The 23139-nt window shown below is 40.8% G+C and carries 22 protein-coding genes; all 22 read right to left on the bottom strand.

All coding sequences use genetic code 11. From position 1 onward, the window contains the following. Positions 1-60: 60 nt before the first annotated feature. The 22 genes from K6969_RS05280 to K6969_RS05175 all read right to left on the bottom strand — a co-directional run bounded on the left by K6969_RS05280 (position 61) and on the right by K6969_RS05175 (position 23092). Positions 61-915 (bottom strand): conjugal transfer protein TrbL, encoded by an 855-nt coding sequence (locus K6969_RS05280; protein ID WP_001872352.1) that lies wholly within the window; start codon positions 913-915, stop codon positions 61-63. 18 nt (positions 916-933) lie between these two features. Further along, positions 934-1176 carry a hypothetical protein gene (locus K6969_RS05275; protein ID WP_001072172.1) on the bottom strand — a complete coding sequence of 81 codons (243 nt, stop codon included), beginning with the start codon at positions 1174-1176 and terminating at the stop codon, positions 934-936. A gap of 17 nt (positions 1177-1193) precedes the next feature. After that, positions 1194-3011 carry a VirD4-like conjugal transfer protein, CD1115 family gene (locus K6969_RS05270; protein ID WP_000287329.1) on the bottom strand — a complete coding sequence of 606 codons (1818 nt, stop codon included), beginning with the start codon at positions 3009-3011 and terminating at the stop codon, positions 1194-1196. Next, positions 3011-3499, bottom strand: coding sequence for a hypothetical protein (locus tag K6969_RS05265; protein ID WP_002936460.1), 489 nt, complete (start codon positions 3497-3499; stop codon positions 3011-3013). The genes K6969_RS05270 and K6969_RS05265 overlap by 1 nt, the downstream gene beginning before the upstream one ends. 77 nt (positions 3500-3576) lie before the next feature. Further along, positions 3577-4161: a CPBP family intramembrane glutamic endopeptidase gene (locus tag K6969_RS05260; protein ID WP_171942548.1), complete on the bottom strand. Its 585-nt coding sequence runs from the start codon at positions 4159-4161 to the stop codon at positions 3577-3579. 2 nt (positions 4162-4163) lie between these two features. Next, positions 4164-4397: a transcriptional regulator gene (locus K6969_RS05255; protein WP_171942547.1), complete on the bottom strand. Its 234-nt coding sequence runs from the start codon at positions 4395-4397 to the stop codon at positions 4164-4166. Between the two features lie 8 nt (positions 4398-4405). Beyond that, positions 4406-4789, bottom strand: a complete 384-nt coding sequence (locus K6969_RS05250; RefSeq protein WP_044791326.1) for an arsenate reductase — start codon at positions 4787-4789, stop codon at positions 4406-4408. 10 nt (positions 4790-4799) lie between these two features. Continuing rightward, positions 4800-5228 (bottom strand): hypothetical protein, encoded by a 429-nt coding sequence (locus K6969_RS05245; protein WP_171942546.1) that lies wholly within the window; start codon positions 5226-5228, stop codon positions 4800-4802. Further along, complete coding sequence (dcm, locus tag K6969_RS05240; protein WP_171942545.1) at positions 5212-6567, bottom strand: DNA (cytosine-5-)-methyltransferase; 1356 nt, start codon at positions 6565-6567, stop codon at positions 5212-5214. Before dcm ends, K6969_RS05245 begins: the two co-directional genes overlap by 17 nt. A gap of 147 nt (positions 6568-6714) precedes the next feature. Continuing rightward, positions 6715-7533 (bottom strand): replication initiator protein A, encoded by an 819-nt coding sequence (locus tag K6969_RS05235; RefSeq protein WP_029177878.1) that lies wholly within the window; start codon positions 7531-7533, stop codon positions 6715-6717. Between the two features lie 2 nt (positions 7534-7535). Beyond that, positions 7536-7703, bottom strand: coding sequence for a hypothetical protein (locus K6969_RS05230; protein WP_044474380.1), 168 nt, complete (start codon positions 7701-7703; stop codon positions 7536-7538). A 334-nt stretch (positions 7704-8037) separates the two neighbouring features. Next, positions 8038-9102 carry a hypothetical protein gene (locus tag K6969_RS05225; protein ID WP_171942544.1) on the bottom strand — a complete coding sequence of 355 codons (1065 nt, stop codon included), beginning with the start codon at positions 9100-9102 and terminating at the stop codon, positions 8038-8040. 48 nt (positions 9103-9150) lie between these two features. Then, complete coding sequence (locus K6969_RS05220) at positions 9151-9789, bottom strand: GmrSD restriction endonuclease domain-containing protein (RefSeq protein ID WP_171942543.1); 639 nt, start codon at positions 9787-9789, stop codon at positions 9151-9153. Positions 9790-9873: 84 nt separating this feature from the next. After that, positions 9874-11166 (bottom strand): recombinase family protein, encoded by a 1293-nt coding sequence (locus K6969_RS05215; RefSeq protein WP_261984157.1) that lies wholly within the window; start codon positions 11164-11166, stop codon positions 9874-9876. After that, complete coding sequence (locus K6969_RS05210; RefSeq protein WP_171942542.1) at positions 11129-12370, bottom strand: recombinase family protein; 1242 nt, start codon at positions 12368-12370, stop codon at positions 11129-11131. Before K6969_RS05210 ends, K6969_RS05215 begins: the two co-directional genes overlap by 38 nt. Positions 12371-12591: 221 nt before the next feature. Further along, positions 12592-14061, bottom strand: coding sequence for a LysM peptidoglycan-binding domain-containing protein (locus K6969_RS05205; RefSeq protein ID WP_171942541.1), 1470 nt, complete (start codon positions 14059-14061; stop codon positions 12592-12594). 6 nt (positions 14062-14067) lie between these two features. Beyond that, entirely contained in the window at positions 14068-14463 is a 396-nt protein-coding gene (locus K6969_RS05200; RefSeq protein WP_002943563.1) for a holin family protein, read from the bottom strand. Beyond that, positions 14441-14809, bottom strand: a complete 369-nt coding sequence (locus K6969_RS05195; protein WP_024407620.1) for a hypothetical protein — start codon at positions 14807-14809, stop codon at positions 14441-14443. Before K6969_RS05195 ends, K6969_RS05200 begins: the two co-directional genes overlap by 23 nt. A gap of 17 nt (positions 14810-14826) precedes the next feature. Then, positions 14827-15021, bottom strand: coding sequence for a hypothetical protein (locus K6969_RS05190; protein ID WP_044777125.1), 195 nt, complete (start codon positions 15019-15021; stop codon positions 14827-14829). A 12-nt stretch (positions 15022-15033) separates the two neighbouring features. Then, positions 15034-19515 carry a phage tail spike protein gene (locus K6969_RS05185; protein WP_171942540.1) on the bottom strand — a complete coding sequence of 1494 codons (4482 nt, stop codon included), beginning with the start codon at positions 19513-19515 and terminating at the stop codon, positions 15034-15036. After that, complete coding sequence (locus K6969_RS05180; RefSeq protein WP_024399338.1) at positions 19515-20237, bottom strand: phage tail protein; 723 nt, start codon at positions 20235-20237, stop codon at positions 19515-19517. The genes K6969_RS05185 and K6969_RS05180 overlap by 1 nt, the downstream gene beginning before the upstream one ends. Beyond that, on the bottom strand, positions 20234-23092 hold the full coding sequence (locus K6969_RS05175) for a phage tail tape measure protein (protein WP_171942539.1): 2859 nt from the start codon (positions 23090-23092) through the stop codon (positions 20234-20236). The genes K6969_RS05180 and K6969_RS05175 overlap by 4 nt, the downstream gene beginning before the upstream one ends. Positions 23093-23139 lie beyond the last annotated feature (47 nt).

The following is a 23139-nucleotide window of genomic DNA, read 5'->3' as shown; positions in this document are numbered from 1 at the left end:
AATGTTCTCCAATCTAAGTAAGCTATAAAAAGAGGAAGCGAGATAATGACTCCCTTCCTCCTACATCCCCAAAATACTTCGGGCGGTTCGTTGACTGCCAACTAAGGCAATGATTAACAATATAGCCTGTACCAAGCCACCAAACATAATGGCGAGTGATTCCATCACTCCAGCTCCATTTGATACGGCAATCTTTCCAGCCGATTCAAACAAGGGAACAAGAGATACAATTAGAAAAATCAAAATACCTTGAACGGCATAGACCATGATGTTTTTAAGGTAACCAATCCCAACACTTCTCCAGTCATCACTAAGAAAGGTCGGAATGGTAACAGGGGCAAAGGGTATCATCAGATAGAGTTGTATAAAGCGAATGGTAATCAAGATATTGACAACCATGATACTGGCCATTCGTACCAACCAAATGAGAATCGCAAAAAAGCCAATAATCATTTTACCTACAATTCCAGATCCCTTAATGCCTGAGATGGTATCATAATTAGCACCACCATTCGTGACAAGCTCTGCCACTTGTTCAATAACATAAGAGGCAATGGCAATAATGGCTTCCACAATAACCGTCGTATTGGTAATCACGACCGCGACCATGATGTAGCTGACAATCATAGGTGCCATAGCTTCAAAGGTCATTGCACCACCTGAGTTTGCGATTTTCTTGGCCATTTTTGAAAATTCGAGTACGAGAACAACCGCAAGAATAGCTACTCCCAAGGGTTGCATAATCCCCTTGGTAATGGCTGTCATGTAAGACCAAACCGTCGGATTAAAGTCCGCTAGTGACTTAACCAAGTTGGCGGTTGATTCTAAATCCACTTGAAACCCTTCAAAAAGGCTATCGCTAGACACTTTTTCAGAGGCTAGATATACAAAAGATGACGTAAAATTCATTATCATGTCATGTGCTGTCCTCCCCTAAATGGTAATCTGAGTCACAAAAGTACCCGCGGCTCCCACCATGACCCCACCAACAATTTCTAGAATGGCATTTCGGACACCTGGCCCACCATCTTTAATGTTGGTTGAAAGGTTGATAATGCCCATGACAACAAGAAAGGCTCCTACTGCAATCAAACCTTTTTGTAATAGAGACATGGCTTGGGAGAACATGGAGCTAGCGTCCACTCCGTAAACAAAGCCTGATAGTTTTTGATTCATATAATTCCTCATTTCTATTAATGTAGTGTCGTTTCTGTGCTTAAATCCCTTATTTTATGGCCTGACAATTCTAGCTCTTCCTCAGCGGTTAGGGGATTGATGCGATAGTGCCACCAGCGTTCATCGGTTTCCTTATCCGCAAGCCATTTCCAATTCTTATGTTTGGGTGGAAAATATTTCTTGGTTCGAAAAACAGGAACCCCTGCAATGCGTACAAGGCACTCATCTCGTTTCATATTCCCGACTTCATCAGCCGTCATCAAGTCACGGGCAATTTTCTGGTGAGAGGTAGAACTTGAGCCAGTCTGCCCAAAAGAACGACTGGTACTTCTGACATCAATGGTTTGTTTGCCTAATAGACCACTCATAAATTTGAAAGTTTCCTCGTCATTTCCACCCAAATAGAGGAGGCTATCACAGTTTCCCAGAATAGTTTTCCAAGCCTCTTTTTCCTTATAAAGTCCTTGGAGTTGGGCGATATTTTGTAAGATTGGAACTAGACTCATGTTCCTAGAGCGAACTGTTGAGGTTTGTTCAGCAAAGTCTGGGATTTCTCCGACATTCGCAAACTCATCCAGATAGCTTCTAACATGAATAGGCAGTTGCCCTTTAAAGTCAACATCAGCCTGTCTGGTCAAAGTGGAGAAAACCGTAGAGAAAAATAAAGCAGATAGGAAACGAAAGGTAGTGTCATTATCTGGAATAACAAGATAGACCATGGTCTTTTGAGTGCCCCACGTTTTCAAATCCATAGTGTCTCTTTGCGTCAAATCAATCACCGATTGGATATTAAAGAGGGCAAATTTAGCTGTTGTGACCGCAATCACCGAATCCAAGGTCTTGTCCTTGTAGTTCTGAAAATCCGCCCAGTTTCTCATGGTAAAGTTCTCATGACCGTATTTTTTAGCGTAATCTTCAAACAGGACTTCAAGAACACTTTTGTCCTGATTATCTCCCTTTGATAAGAGTTTGATGAGTTTCCCAATCTCAGAAAAGGCTGGATAACGGCCACGCTTACGTCTTGCTTCCTGCTCTTGCTTGGAACTTCCTGGAGGATTGTAAAAATCTACCAAATAAGAGGCAATAGCTCTCACCAATGTCATGGAAGCCTCGTCCCAAAATGGATCACTGCGAGAACCATTTCCTTTGGTATTATTAAAATAGACCGTTAACATGCGGTTCAAATCATTCTCTGTTTCTACATAACGAAAGGGATTAAAACCGTCCGAATTGGTCATATTAACCAAGTCTAAAACCTTGACCTGATAACCGTTCTCTAAAAAGAGTTTACCTGTCTTCTCAGCCAAATGGTCTTTCGGATCTACGACAATATTGGAACAATTAAGTTGGATAAGGTTGGGTTTCACAAAGCGAAAGGTCTTACCTGCCCCAGAACCCCCAATGACAATCAAATTTTTATTTCGGTCAAACTGGGGTTTCTTCTTTTCCAACAAGGTTAGACGAACATCACGAGCCAAAATCGTGTCATTTAAAGGATTCTTACTGTAAAAGTTCCACTTTTCCTTACTGGTTCCAAATCGTGCAGAACCGTATTCTTCCCCTTCTCGATACACCTTTTGTCCTGTCGATACATAAAGATAGACTAATGTCATCGTTAGAACCCCAAGGATAAAGGCAAGAAGAGATTTTTGAGTAAAGGAAAATAGCCATAAAGGATTGAAGACTTGATTTAGCCCCTCTCCTAAGAGGTAGGCAAAACGTTCCATAGGTGGGGCATTGGTTAAACTATCATAGAGCAGGGTTAGACGATGGCAGAAATAACCAAAGGCGAGACCCAAGAGTCCAAAGACTAAAGCTTTTCGTCTTGAATACATTACAAGGTCACCTCCTTGGTTTTGACTGCCGAAGGTTCTGTCACTCTAATTTTCTCTTTGGCCAGTTCTATCTCTTGGTCCAAGGTTTTATCAAAGGTTAAACCTTCTAGCTTCTCTGGATTAGACATCAGTTTCTTCAACAATTCATCCAAGTGATGATCAAGCAAGGTCTTATCCTTGGCATAAAAGTAGAGATAGTCTTTTTGCCAACTAATTGCAATTGGCAGTTTTTCTGACTCCATCAACTCCTTAAATTTCTCTACATCGATTGGCTTATCCAGTATGTCTTTACTAACATCTATCGCTTCAATTGCGTAAGGGCTTTGAAGGAGTTCTTCCAGTTTTTGAACCCCAATCTTATAAGCTGAATCTTGAGCTAAGGCTTGCCTAGCCGACCATTCTAAGAGCTTTAAGAGGGTTCTAACTGTCAATAAACTACTTCTTTCCACGTATTGCATCGCTTGACGTTCTTGTTGTTCAGATGACATGGTGACCTCCTCTTTTTTTCGATTCCCTATCAAACATAAGGTGTTTTCATAATACGGAAACACTCTTGATTTTGGTATCACAAGAAAGTTACGACATAAGCCAAACTATTCCAAAGTAAATGTAAGGCGATTACCATCATACAATCAGTTTTCAATCGAACAGCAGCCAAGGTCAAGCCAAGATAGCTATACATGAGCCAACTCCCTATCTGATTGGGTCCATGGGATAGAACGAAGAGAAAACTGGTCACGCCTATTTGTACAAAAGGGAATGTCAATTTTTCCCACAGCAACTGCCTATAAACAATCTCTTCAAGGAGACTTGCATTGACCAGAAACAATAAAAAGATAATAGGAGGAACCTGTTTTCCTACTTGTACCAATACCGCTTGATTCCTAGTCTGAACTGGAAATAGGAAACTGATGAAGACTGCAAAAACAAACATAGCCACAAAGCCAAGAAGCAACCAACTTAGGCAATTTCTTAAGGTTATATTTTTTGCTTGAAGAGTTTTATGACGGGCAATCTCTAAGCAAGTCACACTTAATAGGATCAATTGTAGCAAGACTATACCCTCTATTGTCAGATACTCTTTCAGGTATAAACTCACCAGAAGACCGTTAAGCTGTATGGCTAGATAAAACACCACTATCCTTATCATTGTCACCTCTTGAATAAATCTTCATAATCAATATCTAAGACTAGAACAATACGCTCAACCCATCTTGTTTGTGGCATCAGGCGATTGGATTTGTAATGTCGCAGTTTTTGATAGAGGCGATTAAACTCACTTGGATAAACATATTGACCGTTGAATACTTTGCGAGCTAGTTCTGCCCAAGTGAGGTCATTTTCTGCCAGAATGATTTCTAAATTGTCCCAAAATCGTTCATTCATCTTCACACCTACCCTGTCACTTGTTTCATCAGACTGGCCTGAAACAGTTCTTCTTTTACCTGTCTGGGAAGAAAGGTTCTCACTTCGTCTAGCCCAATAGCTGGATAGACATGATTCTGACAGACAATGAGTGGCAGCCGAAGGTTCTGGTCTGGTTTTTGGAGAATAAGCTGAATCATTTCATTCAAACTTATCGAATATTGACGTTTAAAGCGAAGAAATCGTGGCGACAGCAACTCAAAACAATCCGTGGTTTTGGCAAAGAGTGACAGTATGATTTCACGGTTTACATCACATGCTTTTGTACAACGGTAAGTCACACCATAGGTCGTCAAAATGGTTAGTAAGTCTTGATTTGTATTGGCATTATTTCCTAGATATACCTCAAGCATAGGCTCCTCCTTAAAGGGTTAGGCTATTTTCAACTGTTGGTTCAGGAGTTGGGAAATAGCGACTCATATCAATGGGCATCCGTCCTTCACCAAAACACTTGACCGTCACCAGAGTCGTTAAAATGCCATCCTTTCCCCTAGCAGAATAATTTTCACCAAAGGCACGAAAGGCCAGGTGATTGTCTTTCGTCAATAGGGTATCCACTCCATTTTTAATGTCCCTAGTTTCCAAATAATCCGAAATCCGATGAAGATTGGATTCGTAGAATAGGGGATCATTCATCTCTTTGTGGTAATCATCTTCAAAAGTCACCTCAAAGTCACAATCAAAATTGGGGAGCGACAATATCTTTTGTAGTTGCTGATTGGTTTCAACTTGGTGAATACGTTCCTCTAATTCAGTACAATCTAGGATACTTTTCTTATGTAGTAGATTCATGTTTTTCTTCCTCTTCTATTCTTCTAAATTCTCTGGCAATGGCTTCAATAACTGTGACAGTCACGCTATTGCCTGCCTGTTTGTATAGTTGGCTCTTACTGGAAACACTTTCTGCTCTTTCATAAGCCCAGTCAGGAAAGCCTTGAAGTCTGAAACACTCTCTTGGTGTCAGTCGTCTTATTCTCAGGCGAAAAAGTTTCCCCTCTAAGACAATGCCTGTAACTTCATACCACTTATCCTGTCGATATTCCAGAGCAGCAACTACCACTCCCATATTGTCTGAAGTTGTCAGGGTATTGGATATTCCCTTTCCCACTCGTCCTCTACGATTGGTTGAGTCTGGATAAGCCAGATTGACAGAGTCTCCAAGAGTTGCCTTTGCGTACCCTCTTTTTGTGGCTTCCTTGATTTTCAGAAATGGCAGCTCCTCCCTCAGCAAAATCTTTGGCACCTTGTCTCCACCTTGCATGGTGGTCAAAGTCGGTGACAAACCAGATATGTCAAATACTCTTCCAGTCTGGTCAAAGCTAGTGGGCAGATTTCCTGCGACAACAACTCCGTGTCTGTCTTGACTTGTCAAAGTAAACATAGGGTCTTGATTGTCCTTAAATTGACGACCATGTTGCCGTTTTTCTAGTCTATCTGGTGTTAAGACTGGAATGGCGATTTTAGCTCCCTCTCCTTTACCTCTTGTTAGTGTAGGAGCAAGTCCACTCGTCAGATAGACTTCACCATTCAAACCACGTTTAGAGGGATTGATATTTCCTAGCCTTTCAAGATGAGCTGGGCTGTTTTCTCTTCTGAGAGGAAATATGAATCTGGGACGGTATCTTCTAGAATGTCCGATAATAAAGACCCGCTCTCTGTTTTGCGGGACTTGGAAGTCCTTACTGTTAAGCACCTGCCATTCGACATCATACCCCAATTCATCCATCGTGGAGAGGATAGTGGCGAACGTCCGTCCCTCGTCGTGATTGAGTAGGCCTTTGACGTTTTCCAAAAATAGAAAACGTGGTTGGATTTGTTTGGCCGCTCGAGCAATCTCAAAAAAGAGAGTCCCTCGAGTATCTTCAAATCCCAATCGTCTGCCTGCGAGTGAAAATGCTTGGCAAGGAAATCCCCCGCAGATGATGTCCACTTGCCCTCTAAATTGTCTAAAGTCATGGTCTGTGACCTCTTTAATGTCATGGTATTCTATTTCCCCTTCTGTGTTAAACATGGCTTTATAAGATGTTCTGGCGAATTTATCAATTTCACAAAAGCCCAAACACTCATGACCCTGTGATTCCATTCCTAGCCTAAAACCGCCTATTCCAGCAAATAAATCTAAAAATTTCATTTTCCTCTCTTTCCAACTAAAAAAGAGCCTTACACTTGTAAAACTCTTGCTTATATATGATCATCCATTTCTGGTGCACGGATGATTTCAACAATCAAAATGATGATAGAAATCAGATAGATTCCGCCTAGTATCCAGCAAATCAACTTAATCACCTCCCTTTACTTCTTGTCGTCTCAGTTGCTTGGTCCACTCTGACAGCACACCATTAAATACGTATTCAGCTATTACTTCCGCTGACCGAGCAAATCGCATATGTTCCAAAGCATACTGATAACGGTCACTAAAATAAATCATGGCATAGTCACTAGCTGACTGAGATAGCCCCGACTGTCTTAACTGGTCATGAACCAAACCCCAAATATAATCTCGATCGTACTTGGTCACGCCATCGACTTTTGAAGTAAAGTTCTCTTCTTGTTTCTCATCTACTTGCTGCCTCTCCTCCTCGTCCTCAATAAGGAAATCACTCCCTTTAGTTTCACTATATTTAGTCTCACTTCCTTCAGTCTCACTAGGGGCTGAATTTAAGACCGGCCCCGTCTTTCTTTGAGACCCCCCTAGTGTTTTTTTAACACTAGCCCCGTCTGTATGTAAGACTGGGGTAGTTTCATGTTCTAATTCCCCCAAGTAAATTTTATTTGCCATACGACCTTTTTCACTAGAGGACTGTTGGACTTCATCAATTAAGCCATATTCGCGTAAGGTTTTCTTGATAGAGAGTAGTTTTGACTTTGAACAGCCTAAAAGTGCCATCAGATTTGAATTGGAATAAATCAAATAAATAGCCCCATCCTCATCAATCCAGCCCTTACTCAAAGATAACTCCAACCGATCCTTTAAAACCGCGTAGGCTACCTTAACCTCCAGCTTCATATCCTTATAACGTTCACTCTCAAACAAAATTTTAGGGAGTTTATAATAACGCTCTGATGTTTGATACTGATTAGCGGTAATACGTTTCATGATTATCCCTCCAAGACTAAAAGTCCAACATTTCCGAATTCATCAAATCGGATTAAACCTACTTGTTCCAATTCATCAACCAGATGAGTTGCTTTCTCAATATCAACTCCTAAAATAGCCACGAGATGGCACATCACGATTTGGCGTGATGATTGTTCCTTCTTTTTCATGAATTCCTCCTTAAAAAAAAAAAAAACGAGAACACTTATTAAAATGTTCTCGTTGAACTATTATATTTTATGACGTATCTATTTTTTGTCTACGCAGTCGACATCCAAACAGACATTCACATCAATGTACTTTTTTTGAACCTTTTTTATGTCAAAATCACTCTTTTCAATAAAGACAAAATGCTTGAAAAAGTGCTTAAAATAAAGGATTTTTACCCGTTGCTTCGTTGTAGCAACACTACGCACTCCACGTGTGGTGATAGCAACCCTCTATACTATAGAACGAAAAGTCTAGTTTGGCTTTATTATTATACTATTGAACGAATTTTTTACTCTAAGAAATGTAAAAGTCTACCGACAAGTCTTCGTCAGATTCATGTCGTTTCCAAGCTAAATTAAAACCGTATCTATCACTCCAATCTGGATGCCAATCGACATAATATGGAACACGACTGTATTTGCCAAGTGTCACCTCATCCTCCTCTAATGATTCCTGACAGGTTATCCCAAACTGAATACCATCAAGTTCCCAGGAATTTCCCCAAATATATTCATCAGAAATGACATCAACCCAGCGTGAAGCGTCAATCTCAAAGTCGGTACATAACTTCAACGATTGGAAAGTACTATAGTGGATATTGTGGGGTTTGATATGTACAGCACAGTCAACATGATACTTCTCATAGTTGGTATTCAATAGGATAACTTTCATTGGAATAGGAACGCCATTGAGTTCCAACCACCAATGTCCAAGTTTATTGTGCAAAACATCAAAATACTCGTCTGCTGCTAATGATTTAGAAAAATCATCAATTTTCAAACATCGACCTGACGTTACTAACTCAGCTGCAATTTTCCCTGCACCCTCTTTATCAAAATCTGAATAGCGCTTTATTACATGTTTCAACTTGTTAATTGGATATGAGATATCTTCTTGCGTAGCCTGATGTACTTTTACAACATGTGCAACTTTTTCAACATTATTAGTTCCAACAGGTACAACCACATAATTGTCCTCTTTAATGGATTCATCCTCACAAAGATAGGTGTACTCATCACCAAATTCCGAAAAAGTAACTGTAGCTACTCTATAAATCCTGTTAGATGAACTATAATCAATAACTTGCTCCTCCTCTTCGATATCTAAATCGATCTTCTTATAAAAGGTATAACGATTATGATTACCATCTTCACCGAATACCATCAAGCCGTGACAGTTAGGGCATTCCCAAACATAGTAGGAGGCATCAGAAATATCAACATAATCAATCTTGTTATCTTCATCTGCAGTACTAGTGATTTCTTCCCATAACTCATCCGAAAACACTGAAAAAGCATTCGGATCTGGAGCGGCATGGTCATTCATTGGATAACCACATTGACAAGTCCATTTCCCCATTTTCCACCTCCTAATTTTTTAGAGATAATAACAATATGCTCACTGAACTTAATTTTCAAAGTACTCTCTAAATTTATCCTTCAGTAATAAACCATCGTTTTTAAAAAAAATTTCAAATATATAGTTATTTATACACTTTTCACGTACCAGTATATCAGCTTTAGATAAATTAGTCTTTTCAATTTGAAAAACTTCATTAACCTTCAACTCTTTTTCCTTATCAGAAAGACTCCTACATTTCTTGTGGAAAGATTGATTACTTATTTTTACATTGGTATCCTTTGACAATAATCCAAGATTTCCAATGCGATTTTTTAGTCTAGAGTTTTTAGAATTAAATTTATTATAATTTTGATTTTGAGGTACGATATGTTCAATTTCCCATTTTAACGATTGATTAAATTCATACTTTTCTATCATTTCATTAATGCTATTAGGTGAATAAACAAGCGAAATAGTTACTAAAATAAAACGAGTGAATTTTTTATGTTTACGATAAAAATTAGAAATCTTGGGAGTAACATAGGAATCATATATATTGAAATGCTTAAGAACATACTCGATTAGGCATTTTATAGTTTTGTCTGAGCTAGTCGTATCTATCTCACCAACTTTCTTCTGTATATCACTGATAATAAACCTATCAAAAACTTTGTTCAAATCAAGATTTGTAACGTATGTATTCATAGAAATATCCTTTTATCATTCATTAAATTAGTTTTATTATACCACGAAACAAAAAAAAAACTGCAACCTTTCGGCCACAGTCACTTACAAATCTACCTCAGTCCCCTCTAAGAATTTTACACTTATCTGCCCATCTTCTGAAATTGTAATACTGTCCAATACCTGACACATCTCATACGAATCGAATTCCCAGGATGGCTTGTTTATCACTTCAGCCAACTTTGTACTATAATGCTTTTCTAGCGGACGATTTTCTTCTAGAATCTTATTCCACTTCCCATGCAACAGATCCACGTTCTTTCTCAATAGTTCTACAGCCATTACTACGGCTTTCTCTAACGTTTCTTCATCAATATGGTTATTCTGACAGCCAATCTGTCCTTTGACCCTATATCGATTGTTACATTGCCAAACCTTGCGTTTACCTCGACTGGTGGTCCAGTTCTTTCGACCAAAGGCTGAACCACATTCTTTACAGAACACCTTAGTTGTAAAAGGGTTATCGTCATTTTGCATGATATAGGACTTGAGCTGATGCTCCTCTCGGTAGGCTTTCCTCCTTGCCAATTCCAACTGTACTAATTCCCAAGTGTCTTTGTCAATAATAGCTTCATGGCTATTTTCTACATAGTATTGGTTAACTTGACCATCATTGGCAATCCGTTTCTTAGTCAAAAAATCAACTGTAAAAGTCTTTTGTAATAAGGCATCACCCTTATACTTTTCATTTTGAAGCATTTTCTGTATTGCGCTTGGATACCAATTTGCCTTTCCTGTCCAACCAGGTATTTCATTGTCATTCAAATACTTAGCAATGGATTCAGGACTGTACCCCTCTAAGAATTTCTCGTATATAAATTTAACAGTTTCAGCTTGCTGAGGGTTAATGATAAGCCTACCATTATCATCCTTGTCATAACCCATGAATTTAGTGGTATTCACGCGCACCTCGCCACGTTCAAACTTCTTACGAATTCCCCACGTCGCATTCTCTGAGATAGAGCGTGACTCATCCTGTGCTAAGGAAGAAAGGATTGTAAGGAGAACTTCACCTTTGGAATCCAGGCTGTCTATATTCTCTTTCTCAAAAGTCACACCAACACCAAGTTCTTTCAGCTCTCGGACGTATTTGATACAATCAAGGGTGTTTCTGGCAAATCGACTGATCGACTTGACCAAAATCCTATCCACCTTACCAGCCCTACAATCTTGTATCAACCGGTTAAAAGCATCACGTTTTTTGGTATTGGTTGCTGAGATGCCCTCATCCGCATAGATGTCAACTAACTCATAGTCCTCGTGTTTAGAGATAAACTCTCGGTAATAATTAACTTGGTTTTCATAACTTGATAGCTGTTCTTCTTGGTCGGTGGACACTCGACAATATGCGGCTACTTTGATTTTCTTCCTGACCTGATGTTGAACACTGGTCTGCACTTTCTTGGCCGGAATAACTGTAATACTTTTCCCCATTTCTATCCCTTTCTATTACTGTAACAGTTGAGGTTATCTCCCAATTTGAAATATCTACTTCTGGCACTCGCATACCCTGACAAGTTGCTTTTCCCTCTTTTATGTATTTGGAACAGCACCAAACAATTTTTTTCTTGTAAGAAACTTGTCTCTTTAAAGTCGAACCACAATGCTGACACTTTAATAACCCCGTAAATTTATAGGTTTTGTTTCTACCTTGTTGCCATCTTCTACTGATTAGTTTGTCCTGGACTGCTTGCCAATCTTCCATAGAAATAATGGCTTCATGATTATCCTCTATAAAGTATTGTTCGAGTTCACCCTGATTCAATTTTTTAGGACCATTCACACCATCGTGAAAATACTTCTGCAATAAGACTGAACCATTGTACTTTTCATTGCTTAACATTTGACGGATTGTGGTGTCATGCCATTTAGCACCTGTAACAGTCTCAACTCCCTTTTCATTTAACAGCTTGGCAATACGATGAGTACCATACCCTTCAAGGTAAAGTGCAAATATTTGCCTGACTATCAAAGCTTCTTCTGGATTGATAATCAACTCACCATTCTCGTCTAAATCGTATCCTAAGAATCGCTTGGTGTTAATGACTAGCTCACCTCGTTGGAACTTCTTTTGAAATGCCCAACGTTGATTGCCACTCATACTCCTCAACTCGTCCTCAGCAATACTCGCTAATACTGAAAGCATCACTTCCCCTTCACTTGAAAGGGTATGAATGTTTTGTTCCTCAAAGAATATGTCTACTCCTATTGCCTTCAGTTCACGACTAATTTCAAGAACTGTAACCGTGTTTCTGGCAAAGCGGGCAATCGACTTGGTATGAATAACATCAATCATACCTTTACGACAATTTTCAATCATGGCTTGAAAATTTGGACGATTATCCTTAGAACCAGATATACCTCTGTCATGATAAACACCTACAAAATCAATATCGTCTCTATTGGAATACAGATTTTCAAAATACTGTTTCTGATTTTCTAACGATTCTAACTGACTTCCATTAGTCGTCGAAACTCGAATGTAGGCACAGATCCTCTGCTTGTGTTTTTGATTATTGACTCTAATCTTTTTTACGGACATTTACTCTCCTTCCTATGTAATGGCACACTATATATCACTCTAAAGGGAAAATTAGTCAAGTTATCAGACAAACTAATTCGACCTGATAAATTTATGCCATAGTTCATGGAATACAAATATTCCTCCTACCTTACTAGGTAGGTTTGGGAGTAATTTTTCCGCATTTTTTGAAAAAAAGCAAAAAAATAAAGCCTGATGTTCCCACCAGGCTTATTACTAAATTATGAAATTCTAAACCAACCAACAACTTTACCGAGTTTAACTGTTCCAGTTGAATCGTAGAGTGAGCCATCCGCCATCCATTGACGTTTCACACGACGAGTGATCCCACCGCCACCAATTTCTAATTGGTCATTGATACCGTTCTTATTATGGTCAGCATATCCATCAATATTCTGTTCCACACCATCAATACTTTTTCCGTCAGAATCCGTCACACAGACACCAATATGCCCATATACCATACCATCTGTTTGAATGACATAGAAATCACCTGCTTTAGGATTCACACCCCAAGAATCGTAGATTACTTGGAAACCATTTGATTTTGCTTTCTTCAAACAGTCAATGGCATTAGTATAGGACATATTCTTGTCCGTCAACTCTTGCACAATCTTATCCACCAAGGCGACACACTGTCCACCGTAAGGGTTAGATGGAACGGTCACCTTTTGACCGACCTTGGATAATGCTGATGCAACCACACGGCTTGCAACGCTAGTTGGAATAGCAGTTGTTGTCCTTGAAGCAGCGTTAACCTTGAGTGTTTGTCCAACTTTCAGGATATCCGACTTCTTCAAACCATTCACTACAAGAAGGGTATCTACTGATAGACCAAACTTCCGAGCGATTCCATAATACGTATCGCCTTTCTGTGCTTGATAGGTCTGCTCACTATGGCCGTTGGTTGTTCCTTCTACATCCTGCTCTAGCACCCATGACTTGATTCCATCAAGTAGATAAGCTCTCTTACTGTTGGACTGGTGAACATTCTTCACTTGGAGGATTTTGTAGGTGCGCCCTTTGACCCAGTTGGCAATTTTCTGACCAGTCTGATAATGAGTCGCATGAGGCAACACCCTAAGACTATCACCAACAAGATAGATTGATTTTGAAGGAGTACCTGAACTCCCAACAGTTGAACTGGGGGGCGAGGGAACTATTGTCTTGACTTCAACTCCTGTTATTGCTGACACAAGACCTTTCGCAATGTCCTCTTTCTTGTTTTCAAAAATCGCCATATCTTGTTCATTATCGATAAAGGCAATCTCCACCAAACGATAGGTATATCCACGACTCGCTGCTTGGTTGGCATTATAGAGCCAATCTACCTTCTTTATGCCACGATTTTGAAAGTATCGTGAAAGGAGAGATAGGATAGCCATATCCTCCTTGTCTGCTTCTAAAGAAGATTGAATCAAGACTTCTGTACCTTTGGCACTACCATTAAAGGCATTGAAGTGCAATTCAGTAATTGAGTCGTATCCCTTACCAATACTAGTAATACTCCGATAATCATAAACATTTTGTTCGGTAATAAAATCAATCTGTTGCCCACTGTACTTAGACATTAAATTGGCTAATTCTCGAACCTTTCCTGCTTCTGTGATGCCTAGTTTGGCATTCACTGCTCCAGGATCATAGCCTGTTCGCCCCTGTCCATGACCACAAATGACTAGATGTTTTCCCATATCTTATCACCTCTCGTTGATTTGTTTTAAAATTGCTTGTAGTTTCTCAGGTATTGGTAGACCAATTCGAACGGTATTTTCTAGAATGCTTAACCCCTCATTACTGAGATAAAAGAATATAACCATGGTTCGAATTGTTCCACCCTGCTTGATAATAGCTGTATCAATCAGATGACCAATAGAAACTAAAAATAAAATGGCTATCTTTTTAAAGATGCCACGAAAACCAATACTACTAGACAATTGTTTCTCTACAACCGCCGCAAAAATTCCTGTTAGATAGTCAATAATAATGAAGACAAGTAGGGCATATAGAATACCATCCAACTCTCCAAATAGACTACCAATCAAGCCTCCAATCATGGAAAATAAAATCTTATTAAGAGTTAACAGTTCCTTCATCGGTCACCTCGCTTTCTACTGAACCTTCCTGTACAATGGTAGGGTCTGACCAATCCGGTTGACCGTTCTCATCAAACCGCATCAGATAAAAACATTCATGGAATAAATCAGAAAGGTTCAGAGTTAATGTCGTACTACCCCACTGATTAAATGCCCAAACTGTTTCTGTTGTAACCAACTGCCGCTTTCCATTTTTAATGGCAGGTCGCCTTACTTCTTCAAGATACATGTAAAAATCCTGCTCGGCTGTCTTACATCGGATGAACTCTCCATTCTTACGCATGTAAGCGAGAGCTGTTTCCAAATCAAATGGTTCTGTTACTTTGTCAATATTGAGTAGTGCCATAGCAACTATTCTCCTTTCTATTCTTCAGGTTTTGTCTGAACTTCTAACAACTCAGTCAATTCCTGTTTTTCTTTACGCAATAGGCTAAGTTCCTCATCCCTTTCCACCAATTGGATGGCAATGAGGTTCTTAGCGGTAATTTCATCAGAGAGCTTTGTGACAAGCTCCTGAATAGTTAGTTTTAATGATTGGTTGATTTGTTCTAGATTCATCTGTGAACTCCTTTATTTAATCGTATCCCATGTCAAGATGACATCACCTCGACCTGTGATGTTTACTAAGTGTTTAAAATTGTGGTTGAATTGATGGAGAACATCTTTCAAACTGACGTAGGTTGTACCGTTTCGATAGATGCGGATATCTCCGATATTCAAAATTGAACTTGGTCGATCAGATGCTTTAAAGGCATCAATACTCAGTCGGTTAGGCAACGTTACTATTTCCCAGCCATCTGGATTGGTATATGGAGCACTGGCCAAACGAACCTTATCACCTACCACATCAATTTGGTCGGTATCTGTACCGTTCCATGCTCGAATTCCTACAAAACCACCGTCATTGGCATTCCAGTTGTTCCATCGATTGGAACCGATAATGGTTACACCACATGGCTTACCGTTTGAGGTACCTGTTTCAAATGAAACCCATTGGTGGGGATAGCCACTAACCTCACGAGAAATGGATGGAGAGTTTGTAAAGAATTTGATGTTTCCAAGTGATAAATTGATTTTCATAGCTCCGTTGATTGCTGACAAGATTCCACCAGAAATTTTGTTGGCAGATAGGGTTATTGACTGCACTTGGGTTATAAAGGCTGATTTGGCAAACAACTGCTTGAGATAGGCTTCTGTTGCCATAAACTTGGTAAAGAAAGCTTGGTCAACCTTTAACTTATCCGCAGTGATTGCTTCTGCTCCAATTCGAGCTGCAGAGATAATACCTGTCGTAATCTTGCCTGCATCAAGACTTGCAATCTTACCACTTGAGATGACACCCTCTTGGATATAGGTAGTTCCTGTAATTTGGACGAGTTTTCCATCGATTTTGACTGTGCCATCCTTATTGAGATTGAGCTGACTCAGGACTGTTCCTGCACTGGTCAAATTTCGAACCGACCACGACCCTGCAAGAGTTGAAACTTGAGTTTGAATGGCATTGACGGCAGCCGTTGTCGCTCGACTTGTTTCTAGATTGCCAACTCGTGTCACAATCCCAGTAGCCGTTTGAACAACCTGACTGATTTGATTGGTGTGATCTCCAATTGTTCGAGTGTGACTGCTTACAGTATCCCGCACTTCATGAAAGGCGGTTACAGTCGTAAAGTCATCTAATGACGGTGTCCAATAGTCTGGAAAAATATCACCAGTTGATACCATTAAGGCTCTCACATGGAACTTACCAGTCTTAACCCCATCAACTCTGACTTGAAGTTCAAATCCTTTAGAGTGTTGGTACATCTCTTGAGTGACAGTGGCGGTCAGTTTTATCAAGCGATAGTTGTTACCCGTCGTCAGATTGCTGCTCCATTTATTGTAGAAAGGGTGATACAAATTCCAGTTGGTCCATGTCCAAACATTTTGACTATCCAAGATTGGACCTTGAAGTTTCATAGTACGTGTCGTTACAGCAGGGTCAAAGGTAATCTCATCCGCTGAGATATGAACATATAAATGCACTTTCGACCCAACATATATACCGCTTCCATCTCCAAATTGCACCCTTCCTAAAGAGGCTATCCAGTTGCTATTGGCATTTATCGTCTGATAAGTACCCCATCTATCCGAAGTACCAGCTATCAAGTTGCGATGCGAAACTGATGAAGGGATTCTGCTTTCCGTTTGACTGATTCGTTGAGTAAAACTATCAGAGGTGGTTCTAACCAAATTCTGCACACTAGTTGTTGTCGCATAGGGTTGTAGTGAACTGCTGGTTAGATAACCACGACCCGTTATATTGGAATCAACCTGAGACTTGGTTTGGTAGCCTTTTGAGTTAATGGCAGATTCAACTTGCGTACTTGTTAGTCGTTGTTCAATTTGCCCAGCCTGTGTTCGGATAGTGGTTTCTGCACTTGCTACTCGACCAGTCAAGTTATTAAAATCCGTCTTTGCGACTTTCTGTGAGATGGCATCAGTGGCAACAGTTAGCTCAGACTTAGTCTGACTAATCATTGTCGCATTGCTAGTTGCTTTTGAAAGGGCGGTTTCTGCCGTAGATTTCACACCGTCCACAAAGGTCTTGTCAGCTTTAAGTAAAATGGACTGGGACGTTTGATTAATACTTGTCGTATGATTCTCAACTGTACTCTTGAGATTGTCATAGTCCGTTTTTGATACTTTACTAGCCACATCACCCAACAATTGCCTGATTTGGGTTTCAGCATTCATCATTTTATTCTCAGTACGAGTAACCTTTGTAGACAGTTGAGTTTGTCCCTCAGCTGTCTGAGTAATTAGGGTTCTGGTTTGGGTAAGATCTGTGATTAAGTCCTCAGGTGCAGGTGACCAGTCTGTAGGCATAGAAGAAAGTTCAAACTTTGGTCTTCCAGCTAAGGCATTTCCTCTGACTTGCACAAAAAGATTGAGCTTTGCTACACTAACAACCGATACACCATCAGGAATACGAACCGTTCGGTATATCCGCTCGCGAGGTTGGGTTGCTGAAACAACTTTATAGCAGTTTAGATAGAGAGGTTTGCCATTGGATAAAGTCAAGCGTAGCTCGCATCCTATTCTAGACTGTCCACTTTCATCAGGCGACAGATTTTCCCCCTTAATATCAACGCTGATCGTCACAAACTTCCCTGCCTGTGCATAGTCGATAAAGTCCGAAGCACTATCCAGAAACTTACTCCCGGATGTAATATAAGTATCACTTTTTAGTATGTAATTTCGACCACCAAAATCAACTGGAATCTTAGCTATGGTCTCTCGAATCTCAGTCGTTATCCGATTCCCCAATTGCGTAATAGACGACTCGGCAGTTTCGATTCTCTGTTTCGCTTGGTTAAAATCACTGGTTTTAACACGCTGAGAAATTTGGTCTGCTTGCACTTGAATCATGGATTCTGCACCGGTTACTCGACCAGTCAGACTATCTACAACTTGCTTACTCGCAAGAAGTTTTATACCCTCCTTGGTTTGTGACAGATTGGTACTGACAGTAGCCAACTGTCCACCCAACAGTGATTTTGCTACATCAACCAATCGACTAGCCTCAGAGATAGCTTGTGATTTTGCTGTCGCAATCTTTATCTCAGTTTGACTACGCTCCGTTACAGTCAAGCGGTTAGCCTCTTGAATGGCATCAAGCTTGGCTTGTTCTGCCCTCCTGAGGGCTTCAGTCGCCCCAGTTTGAGCCTGTTCTGCTTTTTGTTTGGCTTCTGTAGCTAGGTTGGTGTTAACCCCAGCCTTTGCCAATAAATCACGAGTTGTGAGTTGCTGCTCCTCTTCCTGTTGTCGCATCTGTTGGTGAATAGTTGAAAGTTCACTATCAATGCTAGCCTTTAATCGATCCGAATAGACCTCCCCACGACTTTGAGCCTGTTCGATAGCGTTATCGATAGCTACTTGACGTTTCTCAAATTCTGCATCAAATGCTCTGTTGGCATTCTCAAGGGCAATTTCAATGGCAACATCCTCACTCCGCTTATTCCCATCAAGGAGATTATTTGCTAGGGTAGTCAAGCTACCGCCAGTTTTACCTGTTCCGATACTTGCCTTATCATCAAATGTGATAGAGCGGTAATTTTTAGCTAAAGGATCATAATCATAGGCGATGGCCTTCTTCCTCACATCAATGCCGTGTAGCTTGCTTTTTAAAGTTACGGTATCGCCTAGATGAACCGTTTGACCATCTAACTCAAATGCTTCAATGATGATGGCATCTTTTGGTTTATCAATTCCCTCTAATCGAAACTTGCTACTAGCCCACTCTATTAACTCTTGACGAGATCTGAGGTTATTATTGGTATAGGTCACCTCATTGATGAAAGGATAGGAGTTTATAAGTGGACTATCTACTGTGACTTGAAGTACAGTTTCCCTATCCTGCCCCTCTTGTTTAAAGTTTGAAGTGGCATGAATGCGAGTGATAATCTGTGAACTTTCTTTGGTTCGCTGATATTTTTTCAAATTGTAGTGAGTAGAGATGACTACCCCACGGTCTTGTCCTCGCTCACCCTTTATTGAAAGTGCAAGGTTATCTCGAACCAATTCTCCCTCCCAAGTACCAAGGATAGAGTGTTTACCATCCAGTAGTGTGGAGTAAAGCGTCTGTTCCTTGTCTGTTGTATAGGTTCTGTTCTTGACAATGTCGCTGGTAAAAGAAAAATCCCCCAATGGAGACTTGCTTGCCATGACCATGCTTGATAGTGCTGTTGCACAGGGTACCTGTTCACACCTAAATGGCGATACTAACCTCGTCATGATGTCATCTGAAATGTGATAGGCCACAACTTCAAGACTGGTGTCTCCTTCGATGACTTTCTTAATCCGAAACAACTGGTGTCCCGATACTGGAACTGGGCTACGAACGAGGTAGTCCTCTTTTAACTCTCGAAATAATCCGCTATCTGTGATCGGATAGGTAAAGTTCAGGACAAAATCCCCATTCAAGGTTTCTTTGACACTTGCCTTAATGGTTTCTGGGAGTGGTTTCCCATGCCATTTTGCCGTTCGAACTGTTTTGTCTAATAATGATAGCACTATGCCCACCCCCAATTCGTTTCTATTGTTAATGATGTGATGCCAGAACCTAAGACAACTCCAACTGAATCATTTCTACCTGCATCAATGGAGATAAAATCACCAGACCATTTTACAGGCTGACCTCTTTGTGTCTTAAAACTTGGCTGACTAGGATTATTATCCATAATGATTGTTTCTTGTAATCGCTCCAAGCGGATGACATCATCCCCAATCGTAAAGCTAGTTTCACTACTTGAGTTGCCACTAATGGTAATCTTTGGAAAAGCAATGGCTGAACCTTGACTTCTCAAAGTACCACTAGTCCTAAACACCTGCGAGGTCGTCGTTTTGAACCACTTGGTTGGGTGACAAGAAAAGGTAACCTTAAGCCCATACACCCCCAGCTTATCCTTTTGAACTGGAGTATGGTAAACCTTGTAACACCAAAAGCGTATGGTCTTGAAACTAGTGTTCTCAAGCCAAAATCCTTCTTTCAAAAATAGCTTCAAAAAGGAAAATAACTGTTCTTCACTAGGTTTTACAAGATAGAGGGTGTAGCTCAGTTCCATGACACTTCTACGAGGATTGGTTTGAAGAACCGCTCCTGACAGGCCTTGGTGTTCTATCAATTGCGTCTTACTTTCACTTACTGTGATTGAAGGACTATCTTCCACGATTACCTTAAAAGGAAAACTAGACGTGGATACTCCACCAATGGTTAATGCATTATGTCTAATCATGGTTTCACTCCTCTCAATCCTTGTTGACGTTCTAATTCATACACTAGTTTTTCTCCAACCATCTCCGCTAGTCGGTAAAGATCAGTCTCTTCTCTTACTGTGTTACCTGTAATAGTGATGTGAATGGGTGGTAGATTGCTTGTCATGGTCTTTGCGATTCCTCGACCAATGGCACCCAAGGTTTGTTCATTCAAAGGTAACACCGCTTCTTTTCCTGCTTCACCACCAACCATCAGGCTATTGCCATTCATTCCAAATGCGGTTGGTTTGGTTAGAATACCACCTTTGGCATACCAATCGATGGAAATTCTAGGAATTCCACCCTTCAACCAATCAAGAGGATTGGCAGACCCAGACACCCTAAAGTGAGGGAGGGGGATATGCGGCCAGCGAATTTGGAAGTTAAAGAGATTTTTGATGGCATTGATAGCGTTACTCACGGCATCTTTTGCCCCATGGATGGCATTTGAAATGGTATTCTTGACACCATTCCAAACGGATGACACCGTGCTTGAAATGCCATTCAAGACACTAGAGACCGTGTTTCGGATACTGTTCCAAATATTGGAGACTGTTGAGCCGATGTTAGATAAAATACTGGATATGGTCGATTGGATTGCTGACCAAATGGATGAAACGACTGAACTGATAGCTGTCAGTAAATTTGAGATGGTATTCTTGATACCTGTCCAAGCAATTGAGATGTACTGGACGATGAAATTGAGGGCTAAGGAAATAAGGGACTTGATGCCCTCCCATGCCATCGACAAGACCTGTTTGATGGTTTCCCAAGCGCCAGTCCAATCACCAGTGATAACCTGCATGACTGCCTTGATGATACCAAGTACCACATTGATAGCAGTCTCGACAACAATCTTTATCATCTCCCAAGCGGCTGTGATGATGAGTTTGATATTCTCCCAACTTGCTTGGATGAGCGGTCCAAGAATAGTCATCACCGTTTGAATAACCGTAGTGATGGCATTCCATACCGTGGTTGCAGCATTTAAAATCAATTGCTGGTTTTCAGTCCACCATGTGGTTAGCGTTCCCCAGATGGACATAACAAAACTAGAAATCTGCTGGATGATCATGGACAGAAAGGCATAGATACTATTCCAGATTTCCGTCACAACCGTTCGAAAGCCTTCGTGATTCGTCCAGAGTTCTTTTAACCCAACAATCAGTAAGGTAATGGCAGCTACAATACCAACAATAATCCCCACAATCGGCAAGAATGCCGTTATCATTCCAACAACGGTTGTCCCCATAGCGGCTGCCGCAACCTGTAAGCCCAAGAAAACTGGAAGTAACATCCCTACCACGGCTAAAATACCTGTGAAGATAATGACGACTTCCTTGATGGGACTGGATAAGTTGGTAAACCAAGTCGCTAGTTGACTAACAATGTCTGCCAAACTTTGAAAGACTGGAATAAGCATCTCCAGAATCGGTTGACCGATTGCTGCTAGAGCATTAGTTCCAGACTGTCTTAAGTTACCCAGAACGTTTTCCAGTCCGTCTGATTCCCTTGCAGCTTGTCCCAGGGCTCCAGAGAGTTCATTGCCGTCCTCTACCATTTGAAGGAGGGTTAACTGCTTCTGAGCTTCTGAAAGTTCATTGAAGGACTTTCCATAGAGCTTGTTTGCCGCTGCATTACGAGTGGTTTCTGTCGCAGAAATACCTAGAGCTGCGTCATTTTCATAGTTTCCTTTGAGGAAGGACTGCAGGTTTTCGGTGACTTCTTCGATGGATTTGTCGTAAAATGCTGCCCCATCAGCCGCTGCTCTGGTGGCACGAGTGGTCAGATCCAAAGCCTGAGCCGTATCCATCCCAGAGGTTTTGGCAAAGGAAGCCATCTGAGTGAAGGAGCCTTGAAGACGCTCTGGAACAATGTCCATCTCTTCCCCAATCTTATTGAGGGCATCCTTAGCAGAATTCTCCATATCCCCAAATACGGTAGAGAATTGGGCATTGCTGGCTTGAAGTTGAGCTGCCGCAGACATGGACTCTGTTCCGACTTCGAAGATTTTCTGAGAGATGTCTGCTAGCTTCTCACTGGTCGCTTGAAGTGCCTCAGCCCGAATGGTGTCAGACATGGCTTTCATGCCATCCTGAGCACCATCGGCAGAGGATTTAGTCTCATCCATCTCGTTGTTCAGGTTATTGAGTGCGGTCTTTGCTTGATTCAACTCAGCTTCCATCTTATTGGCTTCAATGGAATTCTCACCATATTCACTCTTTGTCAGGGCTAGTTGCTTTTCGAGATTGGAAATCTGTTTAGAAACAATTTCTGACTGTGCTCCAATCTTTTGTTGGGCTATGGCATTGCGTTCTGCTTCGGAACTATTGGATGACAAAGCACTTTCTTGTAACTCAAATTGAGATATGACCTTGTTCATCTCACTTGCTAACTGCCCCTGCTCCACTTGGAGTTTATCTAATTGTTGAGCCGCTGAACTACTAGCTCGACCGTGATTCTCAAGTGTTGATGACACATCAGCTAACTTAGTTTCATAGGACGTTAGCAACCTTTGAGTAGTTTCCACCTCACGTTGAAAGGCACGGTACTGGTCTGCCCCAATATCCCCAGCCTTAAATTGAGCTTCCACCTGTGATTGGGCTTGACGGAGCGTTGCCAATTTTTCTTTGGTTGTCTCGACTTGTTTTGCCAAGACTTCCTGCTTTTGAGTAAGGAGGGTGACATTGCCTGTATCAAACTTGAGAGCCTTATCAATTTGTCTTAGTTCTTTGGTAGCTTCAGATGCTTGTTTGTTTACACCCTTTAAGGCATCTTGTAAGGGTTGAGTATCGCCACCAATTTCAATCGTAATTCCCTTTATGTTTCCTGCCATAGTCCCTCCTTTCTACCATCAGAAATTATCAAAATCAGCTTGAGTTG

This window comes from Streptococcus suis (genome assembly GCF_019856455.1).
In the GTDB taxonomy this organism is placed as follows: Bacteria; Bacillota; Bacilli; order Lactobacillales; family Streptococcaceae; genus Streptococcus; species Streptococcus suis_AE.
This window is presented reverse-complemented; position numbering and strand designations above follow the sequence as displayed.